The sequence below is a fragment of the Pseudomonas sp. LB3P81 genome (genome assembly GCF_054897965.1).
On sequence record NZ_JBUBVG010000001.1, the window covers coordinates 4497644 to 4519082 of the forward strand.

At 59.1% G+C, this 21439-nt stretch carries 18 protein-coding genes, 1 other RNA gene and 1 pseudogene; 11 read left to right on the top strand and 9 right to left on the bottom strand.

Annotation, left to right across the window (positions count from 1 at the left end):
- Positions 1–25: 25 nt before the first annotated feature.
- The 4 genes from ACYZTL_RS20865 to ACYZTL_RS20880 all read right to left on the bottom strand — a co-directional run bounded on the left by ACYZTL_RS20865 (position 26) and on the right by ACYZTL_RS20880 (position 4808).
- Entirely contained in the window at positions 26–1153 is a 1128-nt protein-coding gene (locus tag ACYZTL_RS20865; protein ID WP_461953331.1) for an NAD(P)/FAD-dependent oxidoreductase, read from the bottom strand.
- Between the two features lie 160 nt (positions 1154–1313).
- Complete coding sequence (locus ACYZTL_RS20870) at positions 1314–2261, bottom strand: ornithine cyclodeaminase family protein (protein WP_461953332.1); 948 nt, start codon at positions 2259–2261, stop codon at positions 1314–1316.
- Positions 2262–2572: 311 nt separating this feature from the next.
- Complete coding sequence (gene rhlB / locus ACYZTL_RS20875) at positions 2573–4060, bottom strand: ATP-dependent RNA helicase RhlB (protein ID WP_461953333.1); 1488 nt, start codon at positions 4058–4060, stop codon at positions 2573–2575.
- 91 nt (positions 4061–4151) lie between these two features.
- Positions 4152–4808 carry an alpha/beta hydrolase gene (locus ACYZTL_RS20880; protein WP_461953334.1) on the bottom strand — a complete coding sequence of 219 codons (657 nt, stop codon included), beginning with the start codon at positions 4806–4808 and terminating at the stop codon, positions 4152–4154.
- A 467-nt stretch (positions 4809–5275) separates the two neighbouring features.
- On the opposite strand from ACYZTL_RS20880, the gene ACYZTL_RS20885 reads away from it, so the two are divergent.
- The 9 genes from ACYZTL_RS20885 (at position 5276) to ACYZTL_RS20925 (ending at position 13648) form a co-directional block, all read left to right on the top strand.
- Positions 5276–6307 (top strand): amino acid ABC transporter substrate-binding protein, encoded by a 1032-nt coding sequence (locus tag ACYZTL_RS20885; protein WP_461953335.1) that lies wholly within the window; start codon positions 5276–5278, stop codon positions 6305–6307.
- A gap of 65 nt (positions 6308–6372) precedes the next feature.
- A complete protein-coding gene (locus ACYZTL_RS20890) occupies positions 6373–7554 on the top strand; it encodes an amino acid ABC transporter permease (protein WP_461953336.1) in 1182 nt (393 codons plus the stop codon).
- A gap of 10 nt (positions 7555–7564) precedes the next feature.
- Positions 7565–8662, top strand: a complete 1098-nt coding sequence (locus ACYZTL_RS20895) for an amino acid ABC transporter permease (protein ID WP_461953337.1) — start codon at positions 7565–7567, stop codon at positions 8660–8662.
- Positions 8663–8690: 28 nt separating this feature from the next.
- Entirely contained in the window at positions 8691–9455 is a 765-nt protein-coding gene (locus ACYZTL_RS20900) for an amino acid ABC transporter ATP-binding protein (protein ID WP_461953338.1), read from the top strand.
- Between the two features lie 279 nt (positions 9456–9734).
- Positions 9735–10394, top strand: a complete 660-nt coding sequence (locus ACYZTL_RS20905) for a FadR/GntR family transcriptional regulator (protein WP_461953339.1) — start codon at positions 9735–9737, stop codon at positions 10392–10394.
- A complete protein-coding gene (locus ACYZTL_RS20910; RefSeq protein WP_461953340.1) occupies positions 10384–11682 on the top strand; it encodes a CynX/NimT family MFS transporter in 1299 nt (432 codons plus the stop codon). Before ACYZTL_RS20905 ends, ACYZTL_RS20910 begins: the two co-directional genes overlap by 11 nt.
- 111 nt (positions 11683–11793) lie before the next feature.
- Positions 11794–12264, top strand: a complete 471-nt coding sequence (locus ACYZTL_RS20915; RefSeq protein WP_461953341.1) for a nuclear transport factor 2 family protein — start codon at positions 11794–11796, stop codon at positions 12262–12264.
- Positions 12265–12303: 39 nt separating this feature from the next.
- The gene (locus ACYZTL_RS20920) at positions 12304–12621 is read left to right on the top strand and encodes a GIY-YIG nuclease family protein (RefSeq protein WP_461953342.1); all 318 of its coding nucleotides are present in this window, start codon (positions 12304–12306) and stop codon (positions 12619–12621) included.
- Between the two features lie 88 nt (positions 12622–12709).
- Positions 12710–13648, top strand: coding sequence for a glutathione S-transferase family protein (locus tag ACYZTL_RS20925; protein ID WP_461953343.1), 939 nt, complete (start codon positions 12710–12712; stop codon positions 13646–13648).
- A gap of 128 nt (positions 13649–13776) precedes the next feature.
- On the opposite strand, the gene ACYZTL_RS20930 is transcribed toward ACYZTL_RS20925, so the two are convergent.
- The gene (locus ACYZTL_RS20930) at positions 13777–14127 is read right to left on the bottom strand and encodes a glutaredoxin family protein (RefSeq protein WP_461953344.1); all 351 of its coding nucleotides are present in this window, start codon (positions 14125–14127) and stop codon (positions 13777–13779) included.
- Positions 14127–15131 (bottom strand): nucleoid-associated protein YejK, encoded by a 1005-nt coding sequence (gene yejK, locus ACYZTL_RS20935; RefSeq protein ID WP_461953345.1) that lies wholly within the window; start codon positions 15129–15131, stop codon positions 14127–14129. Before yejK ends, ACYZTL_RS20930 begins: the two co-directional genes overlap by 1 nt.
- A 393-nt stretch (positions 15132–15524) precedes the next feature.
- Here yejK and ACYZTL_RS20940 point away from each other — a divergent pair, with 393 nt between their 5' ends.
- The gene (locus tag ACYZTL_RS20940; protein WP_007905514.1) at positions 15525–15806 is read left to right on the top strand and encodes an HU family DNA-binding protein; all 282 of its coding nucleotides are present in this window, start codon (positions 15525–15527) and stop codon (positions 15804–15806) included.
- A gap of 137 nt (positions 15807–15943) precedes the next feature.
- Here the strand turns inward: ACYZTL_RS20940 and rlmF are convergent, their stop codons facing one another.
- The 3 genes from rlmF to ssrA all read right to left on the bottom strand — a co-directional run bounded on the left by rlmF (position 15944) and on the right by ssrA (position 21002).
- Entirely contained in the window at positions 15944–16966 is a 1023-nt protein-coding gene (rlmF, locus tag ACYZTL_RS20945; protein ID WP_461953346.1) for a 23S rRNA (adenine(1618)-N(6))-methyltransferase RlmF, read from the bottom strand.
- 275 nt (positions 16967–17241) lie between these two features.
- Complete coding sequence (locus ACYZTL_RS20950) at positions 17242–20088, bottom strand: valine--tRNA ligase (RefSeq protein WP_461953347.1); 2847 nt, start codon at positions 20086–20088, stop codon at positions 17242–17244.
- A gap of 508 nt (positions 20089–20596) precedes the next feature.
- Positions 20597–21002: a transfer-messenger RNA gene (gene ssrA / locus ACYZTL_RS20955) on the bottom strand.
- A 216-nt stretch (positions 21003–21218) separates the two neighbouring features.
- Here ssrA and ACYZTL_RS20960 point away from each other — a divergent pair.
- Positions 21219–21378: pseudogene (locus tag ACYZTL_RS20960) on the top strand (transposase); the annotation flags it as partial.
- Between the last annotated feature and the right edge of the window lie 61 nt (positions 21379–21439).

The following is a 21439-nucleotide window of genomic DNA, read 5'->3' on the forward strand; positions in this document are numbered from 1 at the left end:
TTGGCACGTCACCTGAGAACGCGGATCAGCCCAGGCGAGCGGGGGAGAGCATCCCGGCATCCAGACCGAAACGCGTGAGTTGCTCGGGCAAGGCTTCGCCGCGCACCAGTGCGGCGCTGGCCTGGCCCATGGCGGGCGAGGTCTGGATGCCGTAACCGCCTTGCGCTGCCACCCAGAACAAGCCGGGCACCTGCAGATCGAAACCGGACAGCAAATCGCCATCGGACACGAAGCTGCGCAGGCCGGCCCAGGTGCGGGTCGGACGGCGGATGGTGAGGGTGGTGGCTTCTTCGATTTGGTAGATGCCCATGGCGATGTCCAGTTCTTCGGGCTGCACGTCGTGCGGTTCCACCGGGTCGGCGTTGGCCGGTGAGCCGAGGAACATGCCGGCGTCGGGCTTCATGTAGAACGACTCGTCGAGGCTGACCAGCATCGGCCAATGGTGGATGTCCACGCCCTCGGGCCCGGCAAAGATGAACGCCGCGCGGCGCTTCGGTTGCAGGCCCAGCGGTCGGGCGCCGGCCAGTTCGCCGATCTTGTCGGCCCAGGCACCGGCGGCGTTGATGATGACCGGGGCGCTGAAGGTCTGGCCGTTGGTTTGAACCTGCCACAGGCCTTCGGCATCGCGGGTCAGGCTCAGGACTTCGCTGTCGGTGTGCACTTCACCTTTATTGCGCCGGATGCCGCGCAGGTAACCCTGGTGCAAGGCGTCGGTGTCGATGTCGCTGGCGGTCGGGTCGTAGATCGCGCCGTGGACTTTTTCCCGGCGCAGGATAGGCAGGCGCGTGCAGGCTTCGTCGGCGCTTAGCCGTTGCATCTCGGGCACCGTGGCTTTGGCGCTGAGGTATTGATTGTTCAGCTCGACTGGATCGCCGGTGAAATCCACGGTCATCTCGCCGCGCGGGGTCAGCAGCGGGTGTTCGCAGAAACCGGCGGGAGGGGCGTCGAAGAAATCGCGGCTGGCCTGGGTCAGCGCCCGGACTTGCGGTGTTCCATAAGCAGCGGTGAATAGCGCGGCCGAACGTCCGGTGGAGTGATAGGCCGGATGGGATTCGCGTTCGAGCACAATCACGCGGGCGTGCTGCGACAGCCAGAAACCGGTGGAAGCGCCGGCTATCCCGCCGCCGATGATGATGAAGTCTGCCTGGCTCATGAACGTCTCCTGTCGAGCGCAAATGCCAATGGTGTCGGTGCCCCCCTGTAGGAGCTGTCGAGTGAAACGAGGCTGCGATCTTTTGATCTTGCCTTTTAAAAGCAAAGTCAAAAGATCGCAGCCTCGTTTCACTCGACAGCTCCTACAAGGGGTTGTGGTGTCAGGGGTGTAGTCGGTAAATGGCATTGGCCAGCGCGATGTCTTCCAGGCCCAGGCCGATGGAGCGGAAGAACACGTGACGGTCATAACCGGGGCGCTGGACTTTTTCGCTCAGCAGATCGGGCAGGTCGCCGACAATCAAGCGCTTGTCCCAGCCATGTTGCTCACCGGCAATCAGCATTTCGCCCGCCGATCCCGGGGTGGTCAGACGATAGTCGCAGAACACCTGCATGTCATTGAGGCTCTGCGGCGGCACTTCGTGGGCCCGTGGCGCGTTGGTGCTGATGGAGGTGATCAGTGCTGGTTTGCTCAGGCTGGACGGGTCGATCACAGGTCCCGCGGAGGAAGTGCAGAGCATGATCACGTCGGCGTCCTGAACGGCTGCGTCGCGATTGTCGACAAGGGTCAGGCGTGGATCGAGGCTTTTGATCTGTGCCAGCGCTTCAGGACTGAGGTCGCTCAGGTTCGGCGAGTAAAGGTTGATGCCTTGCCAGTCGCGCAGGCCTTTGACGTAATGCAGGTGCGCCAGCGCAACCTTGCCACTGCCGATGATCGCCAGACGTTTTGCATTCAGCGGGGCGAGGGCGTCGACGGCGACAGCGGTGGTCGCCGCGGTGCGCGCGGTGGTCAGTTCGCCGGCATCGCACAGCAGTAGCGGCTCGCCGGTCTGCATCGACATCAGCAAGGTCCACGCGGTCACCAGCGGGCCTTGTTCGCGCACGATGTAGGGCGACGTCTTGACCCCGTAAACCCCATCTTCGGCCAGCACACCCAGGTAGTTAATGAAATCGCCGGCACCCTTGGGAAATTCCACCAGTTGCTGCGCCGGTTGCACCGCCTGCCCGGTGGCCAGGTCGCGGAACAGCTTGCGCAGGATCTGCGGCACGTCGACCTGTGCCAACAGTTCGCGGGCCTGGGGTTGGGTGATCACATAAGGCGTGCTGGACATGGTCGGCTCCGGGAGCTGAAAGTAAACTAATTTGTCTATTATGGACTTTTTGTTATGTGAGGCAAGCTCCTTGTTTACTGCTGAAATAGGTTTACACCGCATTCCATCCTGTAGGAGCGAGCCCGCTCGCGAAAAACTCTAGGGCGCCAAGGGGTATCTGGTTTTGCGCGTTATCGTTCACGACCATCGTCGGAACGCCGCCCGGAGCAAGCTCGCTCCTACAGTGTGTTTTCGACACTCCTGTTGAAAAAAACCGGGCGAAAAAAAAGCGCAGTCCGTTGCCGGCTGCGCCTCTTTATTGCGACCTAGTGTTACGGACGCTTGCGCTCAACCGCCCGCAGCAGGTGCGTCGGTGGCGTTTCACAGCTGATCTTGCGACCCAGCAGCGCCTCGATGGACGGTAGCTGGTAGGAGTCGTCTTCCCCGGCAAAACTGATGGACACACCATCGGCGCCAGCACGACCGGTACGGCCGATACGGTGCACGTAGTCGTCCGGGACTTCCGGCAGGGTGAAGTTGATCACGTGGCTGATGCCGTCGATGTGAATGCCGCGACCGGCCACGTCGGTAGCCACCAACACGCGGATCTTGCCTTCGCGGAAGCCTTCGAGGGTTTTGATGCGCTTGTGTTGCGGCACGTCGCCGGACAGTTGCGCGGCGTTGACGCCATCGCGCACCAGGCGTTCTTCGATGCGACGCACTTCATCCTTGCGGTTGGCGAAGACCATCACCCGTTCCCAACCGTTGTCGTTGACCAGGTTGTAGAGCAGTTTGTATTTGTCGGCACCGGCCACCGCGTAGATGTGCTGCTCGACGTTTTCGCTGGCCACGTTCTGCGACTCGATCTCGACGATCGACGGGTCGGTGGTCCATTGCTTGGCGAGGTTCATCACGTCTTCGGTGAAGGTCGCGGAGAACAGCAGCGTCTGACGCTCGTTCTTTGGCGGTGTCTGGCGAATGATCTGGCGTACTTGCGGGATGAAGCCCATGTCGAGCATGCGGTCGGCTTCGTCCAGGACCATCACTTCGACCATGTCCAGGTGCACGTCGCCGCGCTGGTTGAAATCGAGCAGGCGGCCCGGGGTCGCGACAAGGATGTCGCAATGACGCGCTTCGAGGTGCTTGAGCTGCTTGTCGAAGTCCATGCCGCCAACGAACGTCATGACGTTGAGGCCGGTGTATTTGGTCAGGTCGGCGGCGTCCTTGGCGATCTGCACCACCAGTTCACGGGTCGGCGCGATGATCAGCGCCCGTGGCTCACCCATATAGCGCTCTTTCGGCGGCGGGGTTTGCAGCAGCTGGGTGATGATCGAAATCAGGAAGGCAGCGGTTTTGCCGGTGCCGGTCTGGGCGCGACCGATGGCGTCTTTGCCGGCGAGGGTGAAGCCCAGCACCTGAGCCTGAATCGGCGTGCAATACGGGAAGCCGAGGTCCTGGATGGCGTGCATCAGTTCCGGGGCGAGTTTGAAATCGTGGAAACGGGTTTTGCCTTCCTGTGGCTCGACAACGAAATCTTCGAGTTTCCAGGGAATGACCGGCGCTTTTGGCTTGGGCTCGCGACGCGGTTTTGCCGGTTTCGGAGCTTCGGTTTGCGGCGCTTCAGCGGCAATGGGCGGTGCGGCGGGAGTAACCGATGGGGCCTTCGGCGCGTGTTTCGGTGCCGCTACGGGGGCGGTCCGGCCAGGCTGATTACCGTCGGTGCGGTGGCTGGGGGTGTGAGACGGAGCGCTGGAGGCTGGCGCGAGCTGCTCAGCCTCGCTTTTACCGAACATTTTCTTGAGTGCTTTGAGCACGGTCATCTCATCAATTGGTTAAGTGCCGGCCAGTGTAATGCAAGAATCAGGCGCGGCGTAGTGGGAGGGATCAATGGGCGGTTTTTCGCTTGAGCCGTTAACGCAAGCGCTCGGCGAGCCAGACGCCGATGTCGCGAATTTCCTCGGGTAACACTTCGTGACCCATTGGGTATTCCTGCCATGTCACGGTGACACCATGCTGCTTTAAATACTCGTAGGCGGTGCGACCCATGGCGTTTTGCACCACGTCATCGTACTGACCGTGCAACGACAGCACCGGAATGCGTTGCTGGCTGGCGGAAAGCTGCAGTTCGTCACTGAAAGTCGGTGCATAAGTAGAGAGGGCAAGTACGCCACCCAATGGCCCCTGCCATTTCAGAAACGCGGTGTGTAACACCACGGCGCCGCCCTGGGAAAAACCTGCCAGGTAAATCCGCGAGGCGTCTATTCCGCTGGCGCGCTGCACTTCGATCAATTCAATGACTCTGTCTGCCGACGCCTCAAGCTGCTCGCGGCTGATCGCGCGCGCCGGGCTCATGGCCAATATGTCGTACCAGCTTGGCATCTCGTAACCGCCATTAATGGTCACCGCCCGGGTCGGTGCTTGCGGCAACACGAAGCGGGTGCTCAACAGGGTTTCCTGCAGGGCTTCGGCCACTGGCAGGAAGTCATAGCGGTCGGCGCCCAAGCCGTGCAGCCAGATAACGCAGGCGTCTGCGGGCTTGACGGGTTGAAGAATCAAGGGCTCGGTCATGGCTGCTCCAAATGTGTGCGTGCGCTCTCATTGAGTGCGTGATGTGAGTGCGCGTCAGGTTGATCAGTTACGAAGATGTCGCAAGGCTACAAGTTTTGCTATTGACCTGTTTCTTAAGTGCTTTGGCGAGCGGTCTGGTACGGGCTTTGCTATAGGAAAGCCTGTACGAAAATCCCACGCCTGTCGGTAACACTATCAGGCCATTGTTCGTGGTGGGATAGCAAAAAATCCGGTGATGGATGTTCGCCAATGGCCGCTACGGGCTTCGCGGACGTGAAAGGGCTACAGCCCGTTCGGCGGATTGGTTAGAAGTGAGTGGTCCATGTTGTGGATTTTCTCCTACTAGACTCATAGCGCAGGTCCTACGTCGGTTGACCCCAAAAAAAGCCAACACGGGTCAACTACGCCTCATAAGGGTGCGACTGGACTCAAGCTCCGACACAACAAAAGCAAAACTGGAGGTTTGAATGAAGATGTTGAAATCCACCCTGGCCATCGTGACTGCAGCCGCAGTGCTCGGTGTCAGCGGGTTCGCTCAGGCGGGTGCAACCCTGGATGCAGTACAGAAGAAAGGTTTTGTACAGTGCGGCGTCAGTGATGGCCTGCCGGGTTTCTCGGTTCCGGACTCCACCGGCAAGATCGTGGGTATCGATGCTGATTACTGCCGCGCTGTGGCCGCTGCCGTATTCGGCGACGCAACCAAGGTCAAGTTCAGTCAGTTGAACGCCAAAGAGCGCTTCACCGCGCTGCAGTCTGGCGAAATTGACATCCTGTCGCGCAACACCACCATGACCAGCTCCCGTGATTCGGGCATGGGTCTGAAATTCCCTGGCTTCATCACTTACTACGACGGCATCGGCTTTCTGGTAAACAACAAGCTGGGCGTTAAAAGTGCCAAAGAGCTGGACGGTGCAACCATCTGCATCCAGGCCGGTACTACCACCGAGCTGAACGTTTCCGACTACTTCCGCGGCAACAACCTGAAGTACACCCCGATCACCTTCGACACCTCCGACGAAAGCGCCAAGTCGCTGGAATCCGGTCGTTGCGACGTACTGACTTCCGACAAATCCCAGCTGTTCGCCCAGCGCAGCAAGCTGGCTTCGCCGAAGGACTACGTCGTTCTGCCGGAAACCATTTCCAAGGAGCCACTGGGCCCGGTCGTACGTAATGGCGACGACGAGTGGCTGGCCATCGTGCGCTGGGTTGGCTACGCCATGCTCAACGCCGAAGAAGCAGGCGTCACTTCGAAAAACGTCGAAGCTGAAGCCAAAGGCACCAAGAACCCGGACGTCGCTCGTCTGCTGGGCACCGACGGTGAATACGGCAAAGACCTGAAAGTGAAGAAAGACTGGGTCGTACAGATCGTCAAGCAAGTCGGCAACTACGGCGAAGTGTTCGAGAAAAACCTCGGCAAGAGCACTCCGCTGGAAATCGACCGCGGGCTGAACGCCCTGTGGAACAACGGCGGCATTCAATACGCACCACCAGTGCGCTGATGGTTCTATCACCCGGTGGGCCAACCGCCGGGTGATGTTCTGTTCCATTACATCCGGGGCACTTCATGCAAAATTCAATCGGCGCACCAAAGCAGAGGCTCAGCCTCAGCGATCCCAAAGTGCGTGCGTGGCTATTTCAGATCATCACCATTGTGGCGGTGGTCTCGATGGGCTGGTATCTGTTCGACAATACGCAGACCAACCTTCAACACCGGGGCATTACCTCCGGTTTCGACTTTCTGGAGCGCAGTGCCGGTTTCGGCATCGCTCAACACCTGATCGACTACACCGAATCGGACAGCTATGCCCGGGTGTTTGTCATCGGCCTGCTCAACACGCTGCTGGTGACCTTCATCGGCGTGATCCTGGCGACGATCCTCGGGTTCATCGTCGGCGTGTCACGGCTGTCGAAGAACTGGATCATCGCCAAGCTGGCGACTGTTTATGTGGAAGTCTTCCGCAACATTCCGCCGCTGCTGCAAATCCTGTTCTGGTACTTCGCGGTGTTCCTGACCATGCCGGGGCCACGCAATAGCCACAACTTCGGCGACACCTTCTTCGTCAGCAGCCGCGGCCTGAACATGCCGGCCGCATTGACGGCAGAAGGTTTCTGGCCGTTTGTGGTGAGCATCGTCGTGGCCATCGTCGCCATCGTGCTGATGACCCGCTGGGCCAACAAGCGTTTCGAAGCCACCGGTGTTCCGTTCCACAAGTTCTGGACCGGCCTGGCGCTGTTCCTGGTGATCCCGGCACTGTGCGCGCTGATCTTCGGCGCACCTGTGCACTGGGAAATGCCGGAACTCAAGGGCTTCAACTTCGTCGGTGGCTGGGTGCTTATCCCGGAACTGCTGGCGCTGACCCTGGCCCTGACTGTGTACACCGCGGCGTTCATCGCCGAGATCGTGCGTTCGGGCATCAAGTCGGTCAGCCACGGCCAGACCGAAGCGGCGCACTCCCTTGGCCTGCGTAACGGTCCGACCCTGCGCAAAGTGATCATCCCGCAAGCCCTGCGCGTGATCATTCCACCGCTGACCAGCCAATACCTGAACCTGGCGAAAAACTCTTCGCTGGCGGCCGGTATCGGTTACCCGGAAATGGTTTCGTTGTTCGCCGGTACGGTGCTGAACCAGACCGGGCAAGCGATCGAGGTGATTGCGATCACCATGAGCGTGTACCTGGCGATCAGTATCAGCATTTCCCTGCTGATGAACTGGTACAACAAGCGCATTGCGCTGATCGAGCGGTAAGGAAAAGCGCATGAGTACTCATACTTTCAAACCTGACATGCCGCCACCGAGCAAAGTCTTCGGGCCGATGGCGTGGATGCGCGCGAACATGTTCTCCAGCTGGCTCAACACCCTGCTGACCCTGTTCGCGTTCTACCTGATTTACCTGGTGGTTCCGCCGATCCTGGAATGGGCAATCATCGACGCCAACTGGGTCGGCACCACCCGCGCCGACTGCACGAAGGAGGGCGCCTGCTGGGTGTTCATCCAGCAGCGTATCGGCCAGTTCATGTACGGCTACTACCCGCCGGAACTGCGCTGGCGTGTGGACCTGACCGTGTGGCTGGCGGTCGTTGGCGTGGCACCGCTGTTCATCTCGCGCTTTCACCGTAAAGCCGTGTATGGCCTGAGCTTCCTGGTGCTGTACCCGATCATTGCCTGGTGCCTGTTGCATGGCGGCGTTTTCGGCCTGACCCAAGTGGCGACCAGCCAGTGGGGCGGCCTGATGCTGACCCTGGTAATCGCCACCGTCGGTATTGCCGGCGCTCTGCCGCTGGGGATTGTGCTGGCGCTGGGCCGTCGTTCGAACATGCCGGCGATTCGAGTGGTCTGCGTGACCTTCATCGAGTTCTGGCGCGGCGTGCCGTTGATCACGGTGCTGTTCATGTCCTCGGTGATGCTGCCGTTGTTCCTGCCTGAAGGCATGAACTTCGACAAGCTGCTGCGGGCGCTGATCGGCGTGATCCTGTTCCAGTCGGCCTATGTCGCCGAAGTGGTGCGGGGCGGTCTGCAAGCGATTCCAAAAGGTCAGTACGAAGCCGCCGCCGCGATGGGCCTGGGCTACTGGCGCAGCATGGGCCTGGTGATTCTGCCGCAAGCCCTGAAGCTGGTGATCCCGGGCATCGTCAACACCTTCATTGCGCTGTTCAAGGACACGAGCCTGGTGATCATCATCGGCCTGTTCGACCTGCTTAACAGCGTCAAACAAGCCGCCGCCGACCCGAAATGGTTGGGCATGGCCACCGAAGGCTATGTGTTCGCGGCCCTGGTGTTCTGGATTTTCTGTTTTGGTATGTCCCGCTATTCCATGCATTTGGAACGTAAGCTGGACACAGGCCACAAGCGCTAAAGCAGTACCTAATTTAGGAAGTTTTGTGATGAGCGAAGCAATCAAAAAGACAGTGAGCCCTGAAGGCATTATTCAGATGCAGGGCGTGAACAAGTGGTATGGCCAGTTCCACGTGTTGAAAGACATCAACCTGAACGTTAAACAGGGCGAGCGTATCGTCCTGTGCGGCCCGTCGGGTTCCGGTAAATCCACCACCATCCGCTGCCTCAACCGTCTGGAAGAACACCAGCAGGGCCGCATCGTGGTCGATGGCGTGGAACTGACCAACGACCTCAAGCAGATCGAATCGGTCCGCCGTGAAGTCGGCATGGTGTTCCAGCACTTCAACCTGTTCCCCCACCTGACCATCCTGCAGAACTGCACCCTGGCGCCGATGTGGGTGCGCAAGATGCCCAAGCGCCAGGCCGAAGAAATCGCCATGCATTACCTGGAGCGCGTACGCATTCCGGAGCAGGCGCATAAATTCCCGGGGCAACTGTCCGGCGGTCAGCAACAGCGTGTGGCGATTGCCCGTGCCTTGTGCATGAAACCGAAAATCATGTTGTTCGACGAACCGACTTCGGCACTCGACCCGGAGATGGTGAAAGAGGTTCTGGACACCATGATCGGCCTGGCCGAAGACGGCATGACCATGCTCTGCGTGACCCACGAAATGGGCTTCGCCCGCACCGTGGCCAACCGCGTGATCTTCATGGACAAGGGTGAAATCGTTGAGCAGGCTGCACCGAACGACTTCTTCGATAATCCGCAGAATGAGCGTACGAAACTGTTCCTGAGCCAGATCCTGCATTGATCGAAGTCAGGTAGTGAAATAAACCCGGACAGTGTTCCGGGTTTATTTTTGCCTGAAATTTAAACCTTCCTGTGGCGATGGAGCTTGCTCCCGTTGGGCTGCGCAGCGGCCCCAAGGTTTTGGCAGCGATTGACTATTTTGAGCGCTGCGCACTCAAGCGGGAGCAAGCTCCCTCGCCACAATTTCTGTAATTGCCTCACCTTCGCAGTTGTCCTGTCGGGTTAAGCTGACTAACATGTCAGAAAATTCATCCTATGATTGGATGAAAAGGCGAGCCTTATGTCAGACATTTCTCCATTAGTTAAACGCTCCCTGGTCGATCAGGCCCTGGATCAACTTCGCCTGCGCATCACCGAAGGCGTCTGGGCTGTTGATCAACGCTTGCCCACAGAACCTGAACTGTCCGCAGAACTGGGCATCAGCCGCAATACCGTCCGCGAAGCCATGCGCGTATTGGCGTTTTCCGGGTTGATCGAAATCCGTCAGGGCGACGGCAGCTATTTGCGGGCAGTGATTGATCCGCTCGACACCATGAAAGCGTTATCCCGCTGCTCCCTTGAACAGGCCCGGGAAACCCGTCACATCCTTGAAGTCGAAGCCATTGGTCTGGCGGCGCTGCGTCGTACCGAAGAGGATTTGAAAGAGCTGCGCGAGGCACTGGGCGTCAGCGGCAGTCACTATCACGGTGATCTCGACACCTACATCGCCTGCGATCTGGTGTTCCACCGCCGTTTGGTGGACGCCGCGCACAACCCCACCCTCAGTGAGTTGTATCGCTATTTCTCCAGCATCGTCGGCGCGCAGTTGCGCCAGACCTTGAATATCACCCCGCGCCGCCAGGAAGTGTTCGACCTGCACATCGAACTGCTCGATGCCGTCGAGCGACGCGACCCGGAACGGGCCAAAGCCTTGTCGAGGCAGTTGATCAATGAGCCTTGAAACCGAGAACGCCATGTCCAGTCACAACGCTCTAGCCAAGCGCACGGCAGAACTCGAAGAGCTGTTGATCGACGCCGAGGCCGATGATGAACAGGTCCAGCAAAGCCGCCCGATCCTGCGTCGGCCGTGGCTGTTGTTGCTGGGCTTGATACTGGTCGCACTGAACTTGCGTCCGGCGCTATCGAGCATGGCGCCGATGCTCAGCGAGGTGTCGAAAAACCTCGGGTTGTCGGCGGCGCAGGCTGGTTTGCTGACCACGTTGCCGGTGCTTTGTCTGGGTTTGTTTGCGCCGCTGGCGCCGATTCTGGCGCGGCGCTTCGGCGCGGAACGGGTGGTGCTGGGCATCCTTCTGACCCTGGCTGGCGGCATCATTCTGCGCAGTTCGTTCGGTGAAATCGGCCTGTTTTCCGGCAGCGTGCTGGCAGGCGCAAGCATCGGTGTCATCGGCGTGTTGTTGCCGGGCATCGTCAAGCGCGACTTCGCGAAACACGCGGGCACCATGACCGGCGTCTACACCATGGCCTTGTGTCTGGGCGCGGCGATGGCGGCGGGCGCGACCGTGCCGTTGAGCGAACACTTCGACAAGAGCTGGGCGTTGGGCCTCGGCTTCTGGGTGATTCCGGCGCTGGTGGCGGCAATGTTCTGGTTGCCGCAAGTCGGCCAGAAACATGGCGCGCATCACGTTGCCTACCGGGTTCGCGGTCTGTTGCGTGACCCGTTGGCCTGGCAAGTGACCTTGTACATGGGCCTGCAATCGTCGCTGGCGTACATCGTGTTCGGCTGGTTGCCGTCGATCCTGATCGGCCGCGGGCTGACACCGACCCAGGCCGGGCTGGTGCTGTCGGGTTCGGTCATTGTCCAACTGGCCAGTTCACTGGCCGCGCCGTGGTTGGCGACTCGCGGCAAGGATCAGCGTCTGGCGATCGTCATCGTCATGGTGTTGACGCTCGGCGGTCTGTTCGGTTGCCTCTACGCACCGATCGAAGGCTTGTGGGGCTGGGCGATTCTGCTCGGTCTGGGGCAGGGCGGTACGTTCAGTCTGGCGCTGACCCTGATCGTGCTGCGCTCGCGGGACTCGCATGTCGCGGCCAACCTGTCGAGCATGGCCCAGGGCTTCGGTTACACCCTGGCGTCGATGGGGCCGTTTGCGGTCGGCATCGTGCACGACTGGACCGGCGGCTGGAACGCCATAGGCTGGATTTTCGGGGTGATCGGCCTCGGTGCAATCATCGCCGGTCTCGGCGCCGGGCGTTCGCTGTACGTCCAGGTCGAAAGCGAAAAGGTCTGACACCAGCACTGTCGGTATTCGGCCCAAGAATGCCGATAGTGTTCCGCGCGTTTGTTGACTATCGTGCAGGCAATCTTTCGAAGCGACTTTGCAACCCCAAGGAGCCTGCCCATGAGTGATGCCCACAGCGCATTGATCACCCAGTTCTACCAAGCCTTCCAGCGGTTGGATGCCGACGCCATGGCCGCCTGCTACACCGACGACGTGGTGTTCAGCGATCCGGCGTTCGGCGAACTGCGTGGCCGTGATGCCGGCGACATGTGGCGCATGCTCACGACCCGGGCCAAGGATTTTTCCCTGACGTTCGACAACGTGCGCAGCGATGAACGCAGTGGCGGCGCGCATTGGGTGGCGACGTACCTGTTCAGCCAGACCGGCAACACCGTGGTCAACGACATTCAGGCCCGTTTCGTTTTTCGCGACGGCAAGATCTGCGAGCATCACGACAGCTTCGATCTGTGGACCTGGTCGCGTCAGGCGCTGGGTTTCAAGGGGCTGCTGCTGGGCTGGACGCCGCTGGTGAGAAACGCCGTTCGCGCTCAGGCCTTGAAGGGGCTGAAGGCATTCCAGGCCAGTCGCTGATAAGATCGCGGCTTGTTTCCTACAAGCCTTGATCGTCACGTGAACACCCCGAGCGAATCTTCCCTCATTGCCGCCGAACCGATGCCGGTCAGCAAACCCTGGTTCGTCTACCTCGTTCGCGCGGCCAATGGCTCGCTTTACTGCGGGATCAGCGACGATCCCGTACGCCGCTTCGCCAAACACCAAAGCGGCAAAGGCGCACGCTTCTTTCTCTCCAGCCCGGCCATGGCACTGGTCTACACCGAAGTCTGCCGCGACAAAAGCGAAGCGTTGCGTCAGGAACGGCTGATCAAAAAACTCAAGAAAAGCGCCAAGGAATGCCTGGTGGCAACCTTTGCTGCGGGCTTATCAATCTGAGTGATCAATTCCCATCAGGCAGATCTGTAGGCTGCCTGCGGATTGCGCGCTAAGCTGCGGTTTCCTTTTCCGTGCGGCGGAGCCGAGCATGTCCGAGTTGATTCTTCATCATTACCCGACGTCCCCTTTCGCCGAAAAGGCTCGCCTGCTGCTGGGCTTCAAGGGGTTGTCCTGGCGCTCGGTGAAGATCTCGCCGGTGATGCCAAAACCCGATCTGACAGCCTTGACCGGCGGTTACCGCAGAACCCCGGTGTTGCAGATTGGCGCGGACATCTATTGCGACACCTCGTTGATCGCCCGTCGACTGGAGCAGGAAAAAGCCTTGCCGGCGTTCTTCCCGGAAGGTCAGGAAATGATCGCCGCGACCTTCGCCGCGTGGGCCGATTCGGTGGTGTTCCAGCATGCTGTCGGTCTGGTGTTTCAGCCAGAATCGATCGCGGTGCGTTTCGGCCATCTGCCGCCGGAAGCGATCAAGGCATTCCTCGCTGATCGCGCCGGGTTGTTCAGTGGTGGCAGCGCTACAAAGTTGTCGGCCGAGCAAGCGCGGCATCAATGGCCGACGATCATGGCGCGCCTGGAGCAGCAGCTTCAGCGTGAGCAGGGCGATTTCCTGTTCGGCGAGCCGTCGATTGCCGACTTCGCCCTGGCTCATTGTCTTTGGTTCCTCAAGGCGACGCCGGTGACCGCACCATTGGTTGATGCTTATCCGGCGGTATCGGCATGGTTCGGGCGGGTGATGGGTTTCGGTCACGGCGCGTCCAGCGAGATGTCCGCCGAAGAGGCGCTGGAAGTGGCGCGCAATGCGACGCCGGCGGCATTGCCGGATGAGCAGTTTGATGAACCGAATGGTTTTGAGGCGGGTCAGCAGGTGGTCATCGCCGCGACCGATTACGGTGTTGATCCGGTGGCCGGGGAGTTGTTGTTTGCCGGGAGCGAAGAATTGATTCTGCGTCGAGAAGACGAGCGGGGCGGCGTGGTGCATGTGCACTTTCCGCGGTTTGGTTTCCGTATCGAAAAACGCGGATAAACACACACACCTGTGGCGAGGGAGCTTGCTCCCGCTTGAGTGCGCAGCGCTCACAAAATAGTTGGGCCTGCTACGCAGTCCAGCGGGAGCAAGCTCCCTCGCCACAAGGATTGTGTGACTCTGATCAGTTATTTCAGGGCGGCAAGAATCTGGTCCGGGTCATACCCGCGAATCAACGTCCCGTTCACATCGATGATCGGAATGCCGCCACCACCCAACGCCTCATACGCCTTGCGCGCCTCGGCATCTTTTTCGATATCGAATTCCTTGTACGGAATGCCTTTCTGATCGAGAAAGCGCCGCGTCAGTTTGCAGTAACCACACCACTCGGTGGCGTAGAGCACGACATTGGCCTTGGCCTGGGTCTGTTCGGACACCACCTGCGAGGGGTTGAACACCCGCTCGATCTTGCCCCAGTTCTGATAGACCACGACCACCAGCAGGATCAGCAGGCATTTCTTCAGTACGCTGCCGAGCATCAGTTGCGTCGCTTGAGCTGGTCAGTCAGCTGAGTGGGCAGGCCTTTGATGATCAGCGTCCCGGCCTCTTCGTCGTATTCGATCTTCGAGCCCAGCAGGTGCGCTTCGAAGCTGATCGACAACCCTTCAGCGCGGCCGGTGAAGCGACGGAACTGGTTCAGGGTGCGTTTGTCCGCCGGGATCTCGGGCGACAAGCCGTAGTCCTTGTTGCGGATGTGATCGTAGAAGGCTTTCGGGCGTTCTTCGTCGATCAGCCCCGAGAGCTCTTCCAGGCCCATGGGTTCGCCCATTTTTGCCTGGCTGCTGGCGTAATCCACCAGGGTCTTGGTTTTCTCGCGGGCGGACTCTTCCGGCAAGTCTTCGCTTTCGACGAAGTCGCTGAAGGCCTTGAGCAGGGTCCGGGTTTCGCCCGGGCCGTCGACACCTTCCTGGCAGCCGATGAAGTCGCGGAAATACTCCGAAACCTTTTTGCCGTTCTTGCCTTTGATGAACGAAATGTACTGCTTGGACTGCTTGTTGTTCTGCCATTCGGAGACGTTGATCCGGGCCGCCAGGTGCAATTGGCCCAGGTCGAGGTGGCGGGACGGGGTCACGTCCAGCTGATCGGTCACTGCAACGCCTTCACTGTGGTGCAGCAGGGCGATCGCCAGGTAATCGGTCATGCCCTGCTGATAATGCGCAAACAGCACGTGGCCGCCCACAGAGAGGTTCGACTCTTCCATCAGCTTCTGCAGGTGTTCCACTGCCACACGGCTGAACGCCGTGAAATCCTTGCCGCCCTCGAGGTATTCCTTCAGCCAGCCGCTGAACGGATGCGCCCCGGACTCGGCATGGAAGAACCCCCACGCCTTGCCTTGTTTGGCGTTGTAGCTCTCGTTGAGGTCGGCAAGCATGTTCTCGATGGCGCTCGACTCGGCCAGCTCCGAGTCACGAGCGTGGAGAACTGCGGGCGTGCCGTCGGGTTTTTTGTCGATCAGGTGGACGATGCAATGACGGATCGGCATGGGCTTCTCGGCTGATTGAAGAGAGGAGGGCGTGCTCCCCAAAAAGTGCCAAGTGTACCGCAACCATTGGTTTTGGCGCGGTGCGAAGGGCAATTCGCAGGCGTGCGGCAGTGCTTATGCAGATTTTTCCTGTTTTAGAGCAATAAAGCTGACCAAATGGGTAGCTAGAGGCGGATATTTCCCCGTCTCTGTGCTAGTTTTGCCCGGTCTTACGCGAAGTCACTGCGTTAAGCGTGCATTCAGCATTTGTCAGGTCGAACCAAACCCTGATTTCGGTATCTATAACCCCGATCCCGTGGTTATTGGCCGAGGGTGCCAGATCCAGAAGATCGGGCTCGATGGCTGACACTGCACTCTGCAATCCATATGAATTTGATAGGGAAGGAACACTACATGGCTCTTACTAAAGACCAACTGATCGCCGACATCGCTGAAGCTATCGACGCGCCAAAAACCACCGCGCGTAACGCTCTGGACCAACTGGGCCAAATCGTTGCCGATCAGCTGGAAAACGGCGGCGAAATCACTCTGCCAGGTATCGGCAAACTGAAAGTGACCGAGCGTCCTGCCCGTACCGGCCGTAACCCTTCGACTGGCGCTGCCATCGAAATCGCTGCCAAGAAAGTTATCAAGCTGGTTGTGGCCAAAGGCCTGACCGACGCTGTTAACAAGTAAGACGCAGTAAAAAAAGCCGTGCTCCGGAGTGATCCGGGCACGGCTTTTTTGTGCCTGCGATTTGGCGACTGACCCGCAAACACCGCTCCCACATTTGATCTTCACAACTCACAAATGCGTGGTGTACCAGACTTTACTCAGCTTTTGCGTGCCCAGCGCTCGCGCCAGACCTGCTGCTCGGACTTGGTCTGGAAGGTCCAGGCGACGAAGCGGCTTTGCTTCTGGCCTTGGGACATTTCCACCACCTGGCTTTCCAGTACGCCAGCCTTTTTCAGCGCCGTCTGAATCGCCGGCAGGTTTGAGGCTTTCGAGACCAGGGTGCTGAACCACAGCACTTTGTGCTGGAAGTGCGCGCTCTCGGCGATCAGTTGCGTCACGAAACGGGCTTCGCCGCCTTCACACCACAACTCAGCGGATTGCCCGCCAAAGTTCAGCACCGGCAGTTTGCGTTTCGGGTCGGCGCGGCCCAGTGCGCGCCATTTGCGCTCGCTGCCCTTGGTGGCTTCGTCCATCGACGCGTGGAACGGTGGGTTGCACATGGTCAGGTCAAAGCGCTCGCCCGGTTCGAGCAAGCCCAGCAGGATGTGCTTGGGATTGCTTTGCTGGCGCAACTGGATAGCTTTGTTCAGCCCGTTGGACTGCACGATGGCTTTGGCGGCGGCCACGGCTGTCGGGTCGATTTCCGAGCCGAGGAAGTGCCAGCGGTAGTCGCTGTAACCGATCAACGGATAGACGCAGTTGGCGCCCATGCCGATATCGAGCACCTTGACCGGCGCACCGCGTGGGATTTCGCCGTCGTTGACGCTGGCCAGTAGATCGGCGAGGAAGTGCACGTAATCGGCACGGCCCGGCACCGGCGGGCAGAGGTAATCCGCCGGAATGTCCCAGTGGGCGATGCCATAGAACGACTTGAGCAGCGCCCGGTTGAACACCCGCACCGCGTCCGGGCTGGCGAAGTCGATGCTTTCCTTGCCGTACGGGTTGATGATCACGAACTTCGCCAGTTCCGGCGTGGTTTTGATCAGCGCCGGGAAGTCGTAGCGACCCTGATGGCGATTGCGCGGGTGCAGGCTGGCCTTTTCACGCGGTTCCACGGCTTTGGCCGGGGTGGCGGAGTCAGGCTTCTTGCGCGCAGGTTTGGGTGTGCGGGGGGCGGTCATGGGCGTGGTCGATTCGGGTATGGCTGAAAGTGGCGGGTATTGTCCCACATCCCGGCCTTGTGAACGCAATACCTGTGGGAGCGGGCTTGCTCCGGGCGGCGTTCCGACGAAAGCGGTGTGTCAGTCAACTTCAATGCTGACTGACACACCGCCTTCGTCGGAACGCCGCCCGGAGCAAGCCCGCTCCCACAGGGGATTTGTGGTGTTTGGGAGAATGTGGCGGGCACAAAAAAGGGAGGCCGTTGCGGGCCTCCCTTTTTCATTGCGATCTGCCGTTACAAACTGGCAATCCGCGCATGCTGCTCGGCCAGCTTGCCCAAAGCCTGTTCGGCTTCAGCCAGTTTGGCGCGCTCTTTCTCAATGACTTCGGCCGGGGCCTTGTCGACGAAACCGGCGTTGGACAGCTTGCCACCCACGCGCTGGACTTCGCCCTGCAAACGCAGGATTTCCTTGTCCAGACGTGCCAGTTCGGCGTCCTTGTCGATCAGACCGGCCATTGGCACCAGCACTTCCATCTCACCCACCAGCGCGGTGGCAGACAGCGGAGCTTCTTCGCCGGCAGCCAGTACGGTGATGGATTCGAGACGAGCCAGCTTCTTCAGCAGTGCTTCGTTTTCGGTAAGACGACGCTGATCTTCGGCACTGACGTTTTTCAGGAACAGGTTCAGCGGCTTGCCTGGACCAATGTTCATTTCGCCACGGATGTTGCGCGTGCCGAGCATCAGTTCCTTGAGCCACTCGATATCGTTCTCGGCGGCCGGATCGATGCGCTCTTCATTGGCCACTGGCCAAGGCTGCAGCATGATCGTCTTGCCTTCGATACCGGCCAGCGGCGCGATGCGCTGCCAGATTTCTTCGGTGATGAACGGCATGAACGGATGCGCCAGGCGCAGCGCGACTTCCAGTACGCGAACCAGCGTACGGCGAGTGCCGCGCTGACGTTCAACCGGCGCGTTTTCGTCCCACAGCACAGGCTTGGACAGTTCCAGGTACCAGTCGCAATACTGGTTCCAGATGAACTCGTACAAGGCTTGTGCCGCGAGGTCGAAGCGGAACTGGTCGAGTTGACGGGTCACTTCGGCTTCGGTGCGTTGCAACTGCGAGATGATCCAGCGATCCGCCAGGGACAGCTCGTAGGCTTCGCCGTTCTGGCCGCAGTCTTCGCCCTTGTCCAGAACATAACGCGCGGCGTTCCAGATCTTGTTGCAGAAGTTGCGATAGCCTTCGACGCGGCCCATGTCGAACTTGATGTCGCGACCGGTGGAGGCCAGCGAGCAGAAGGTGAAGCGCAGGGCGTCGGTGCCGTAGCTGGCGATGCCGTCGGCGAACTCGTCGCGGGTCTGCTTCTCGATCTTCTTCGCCAGTTTCGGCTGCATCATGCCGGAGGTGCGCTTCTGCACCAGGTCTTCCAGTTCGATGCCGTCGATGATGTCCAGCGGGTCAAGGACGTTGCCCTTGGACTTGGACATCTTCTGGCCCTGGCCATCTCGCACCAGACCGTGAACGTAAACGGTCTTGAACGGAACCTGCGGCGTGCCGTCTTCGTTTTTCACCAAATGCATGGTGAGCATAATCATCCGGGCGACCCAGAAGAAAATGATGTCGAAACCGGTGACCAGCACGTCGGTGGAGTGGAATTTCTTCAGGAATTCGGTCTGCTCAGGCCATCCGAGTGTCGAGAAGGTCCACAGCCCAGAACTGAACCAGGTATCGAGAACGTCGTTGTCCTGTTGCAGCGCAACGTCCGGGCCGAGGTTGTGCTTGGCGCGCACTTCGGCTTCGTCGCGACCGACGTAGACTTTGCCCGACTCGTCGTACCAGGCCGGAATCCGGTGGCCCCACCACAGCTGACGGCTGATGCACCAATCCTGGATGTCGCGCATCCACGAGAAATACATGTTTTCGTATTGCTTCGGCACGAACTGGATGCGACCGTCTTCAACGGCGGCAATCGCAGGCTCGGCCAACGGCTTAGTGGACACGTACCACTGGTCGGTCAGCCACGGCTCGATGATCGTGCCGGAACGGTCGCCTTTCGGCACTTTCAGCGCGTGATCGTTGACGCTGACCAAGAGGTCGGCAGCGTCGAACGCAGCAACGATCTGCTTGCGCGCTTCGAAGCGGTCGAGGCCGATGTATTCAGCCGGGATCTTGCCGTCGATGCTTTCGTTGAGCGTGCCGTCGAGGTTGAACACCTGGCAGGCTGGCAGGACATTGGCGTTCTTGTCGAAGATGTTCAGCAGCGGCAGGTTGTGGCGCTTGCCGACTTCGTAGTCGTTGAAATCGTGGGCCGGGGTGATTTTCACGCAGCCGGTGCCGAATTCTGGATCGCAGTAATCGTCGGCGATGATCGGAATGCGGCGGCCGACCAGCGGCAGCTCGACAAATTTGCCGATCAGGGCTTTGTAGCGTTCATCGTTCGGGTTAACCGCGACGGCGGCATCGCCGAGCATGGTTTCCGGGCGAGTGGTCGCGACGATCAGGTAGTCACTGCCTTCAGCGGTCTTGGCGCCATCGGCCAGCGGGTACTTCAGGTTCCACAGGAAACCTTTCTCGTCGTGGTTTTCCACTTCGAGGTCGGAAATCGCCGTGTGCAACTTGGTGTCCCAGTTGACCAGACGCTTGCCGCGATAGATCAGGCCGTCTTCGTGCAGGCGCACGAACGCTTCTTTAACGGCTTCCGAGAGGCCGTCGTCCATGGTGAAGCGCTCGCGGCCCCAGTCCACGGACGAGCCGAGACGGCGGATCTGACGGCTGATGTTGCCGCCGGACTCATCTTTCCATTCCCAGATCTTCTCAAGGAATTTCTCGCGGCCCAGGTCGTGACGGCTCTGGCCTTTGGCTTCGAGTTGACGCTCCACCAGCATCTGCGTGGCGATACCAGCGTGGTCGGTACCCGGCTGCCACAGGGTGTTGCGACCCTGCATGCGGCGGAAACGGATCAGGGCATCCATTATCGCGTTGTTGAAGCCGTGACCCATGTGCAGGCTGCCGGTGACGTTCGGCGGCGGGATCATGATGGTGTAGGACTCGCCCGCGCCTTGCGGGGCGAAGTAATTCTCTGACTCCCAGGTGTTGTACCAGGAAGTTTCAATGGCGTGCGGCTGGTAGGTCTTATCCATGCGCGGCGGGACCCTATTGGCATTAATTCAGGAAAAGCCGACGAGTATAGCGGGGCATGGGGCGCAGGGCGAGCGAGGGCGGACAGGCGCAGAGCGAATGTGCGAACCCGCTTTTGCGGCGAGGGGGGTTGTAGGAACGTCCTTTTGACATCAACCACTGGAAAGAAGGCAGATAGCTCCGGGCGTCAGATGGGGCTTTAGAGTGTCGCCATCAGGCTTGATCGAGACGGCAGACAATCCCTCCAAAGAAAGAAAAAGTAATTAATTGTATCGGGCGTAAGTATGTCTGTTTGTTGATGTTTTTGCTCGCGCACACATTATTAATCAAATCGGGGTACTTGTTTTTCTGTGGTATCTCGAATGCCGTAAAAAACCAAAAAAAAAGCCACCCCTGAGGATGGCTTTAAATCGGTCATCACTTCTGATGACCTGGCGGTCACCTCTCCAGGTGACCTGTTTTGCTGCCAATGACGTTTTGTCAGCAAACGGGTGAAGTACTTACTTCATTTGGTGGAGCCGGGGGGATTTGAACCCCCGTCCGCCAGTACTCCGCTGTCGGTTCTACATGCTTAGCCAGTTCAATTAAGTTAACCCGTCGCCACCCGAGGGGCAGGGTGCTTGGGGCGAGCTGTGTAATATTTAGCCGTTACGTCCACAGCACACTACGCGGCGATTCTGTTCTGTATGACAATCAGGTCGGGTTTACAGAAATCCCCTAATGATTGCTGGCGCCGAGGCAGCCAGAAGTGCTTAAGCGTAGATCTTTTCCTCGAAGGAGGAAGCGTTCATTGCAGGAGCACCGTAGTTGGCAAATTTGGCAACTATTAAGTATGCAACAGTGGATTTACGAGTGCTGTTACCCACTCGGCATGCCCCTAGAGTTTTGTTACCGACGTCGAATCCTAATCGGCCCCAAGTGCGCTAAGGCAGGGCAAATATAAGAAAGCTTATATAAATAATCAACAGGTTTATTTGTGGTGGGTTGAGCGTTTTTTGAAAGTATTTAGTTGGTGGGTACGGTAATTGCTCGGAGAAATAAACTATTAATTAGAATTGTTGTGTGGGGGGGTATTTTCCAAAGGAAGTTCTGAAATAGACTTTCAGATTGGTGAAATACCCACTTCAATACGGGAAGCAGCGACCCGGCGGTGGAAGATGCACTTTACGAGAACACCATTCTGCGCCGGTTTTTGGGGTTGCACCTGGATCGGAATTTCCGATGAAACGGCGATACTCAACTTCTGCCGCCTATTGGAAAAAGGCGAACTGGCGAGCGGAATTTTGCAGGTCCCCCAATCGTGCGCGATCAGGAATGCCAGTATTGATAGACAGATTCCATATTTGGGGGGGG